This window comes from Streptomyces silaceus (assembly GCF_001419745.1).
In the GTDB taxonomy this organism is placed as follows: Bacteria; Actinomycetota; Actinomycetes; order Streptomycetales; family Streptomycetaceae; genus Streptomyces; species Streptomyces silaceus.
The window spans coordinates 1-1,421 of record NZ_LIRJ01000710.1 but is presented as its reverse complement, the minus strand read 5'-3'; the positions used below and the strand labels follow the sequence as shown (position 1 = coordinate 1,421).

2 protein-coding genes are annotated in these 1,421 nt (G+C 68.1%); one reads left to right on the top strand and one right to left on the bottom strand.

Annotation, left to right across the window (positions count from 1 at the left end):
* Positions 1–134: 134 nt before the first annotated feature.
* Positions 135–431: a DUF397 domain-containing protein gene (locus AOK22_RS38915; RefSeq protein ID WP_055703334.1), complete on the bottom strand. Its 297-nt coding sequence runs from the start codon at positions 429–431 to the stop codon at positions 135–137.
* A gap of 270 nt (positions 432–701) precedes the next feature.
* Between AOK22_RS38915 and rpsO the strand changes: the two genes are divergently transcribed.
* Complete coding sequence (rpsO, locus tag AOK22_RS38910) at positions 702–989, top strand: 30S ribosomal protein S15 (protein WP_030363216.1); 288 nt, start codon at positions 702–704, stop codon at positions 987–989.
* Positions 990–1,421 lie beyond the last annotated feature (432 nt).

The following is a 1,421-nucleotide window of genomic DNA, read 5'->3' as shown; positions in this document are numbered from 1 at the left end:
GCCCGACACGGCTGACGGCAGCCGGCAACAGCGGACAGCAGTCGGCAACAGCAGACATCGGCCACCGACCGCCGACCTCTCAGGTCGCGCAGATCATGCAGATCGCGTCGACCTGATCAGCCCAGTCGGCCCCCTTACTCGACCGCCGTCCCGCCCTTGCGAGGCGAGGGCTCAAGATCGAACTCGCCGTCCCGCGCCCCGAGCACGAACGCGCGCCACTCCGCCTCCGTGTACCGCAGCACCGTCCCGGGATCCAGCGACGACCGCATGGCCACGGCGCCCGCGGGGAGATACGCGATCTCGACCCGCTCCTCGTGCTCCTCCGTACCCGGAGCGCTCTGCCACTCGACGCCGGAGATGTCGAGGGCGTAGAGCTCGTTCTTCTCGCGTTCCTTGCGTTCCTTGCGTGCCTTGTCCTGCGCCTCGGTCATGGCGAAGCGTCCCTTCACGACGTACGAAAGAGCTGTCCGGTTAGCCTACTGGGGGCATTCCGCCCTGTTCAGGCGTTTCCGAAGGCCCGCGCGGGGGGGCGACACGCCGACTGGTACCCTGTGTAACGGCCGCGTGTCTGCGCACCCCCGGATCCCCAGGATCCGGACCCGCCCCCCGCGGCCCATCCCGGCCTCCCGAGTCACGGAAGCCCCCCTGAGACGTAGACCAGGGGCACTCGGAGGCACTCGAAGACATCACGAGGAGTACGCGTGTCGCTCGACGCCGCTACGAAGAAGCAGATCATGACCGAGTTCGGCCAGAAGGAGGGCGACACCGGCTCCCCCGAGGTCCAGGTCGCGCTGCTCTCGCGCCGCATCTCCGACCTGACCGAGCACCTCAAGACCCACAAGCACGACCACCACTCCCGTCGTGGTCTGCTGATCCTGGTCGGTCAGCGTCGCCGCCTGCTGCAGTACCTGGCCAAGAAGGACATCCAGCGCTTCCGTGCGCTGGTCGACCGCCTCGGCATCCGTCGCGGTGCGGCGGGCGCCAAGTAAGTCGCCGTGAAGGGAGCGGTTCCCACTCGAAGCACTCGAAGGGGGCCGCTCCCTTTGCTGTACGTGCGCGGTGTCACTGACGCTTTGTAGTCTGGTGATACCAAGCACGTCCCCACGAGTACGTCCGTACTCGGTACACCCCCACGAGGGAGAGGCGCACCCAGCCGCCGCCGGTCCTCGGTAGTGGCCCCCGGGAGACATCCCCGGGTGCTTCGATCGAAGACCGGCCCGCACACACGGCGCGCTTCTCCACACGGTCCCGGCCACGCACGGGACCCCCGCCCCCGGCCACACGGGCCGCCGGGCGAGAAGACGAAACGTAGATACGTAGACACGTAGGAGAACCGCTAGTGGAGAACGAGACCCACTACGCCGAGGCCGTCATCGACAACGGCACCTTCGGCACCCGCACCATCCGCTTCGAGACGGGCC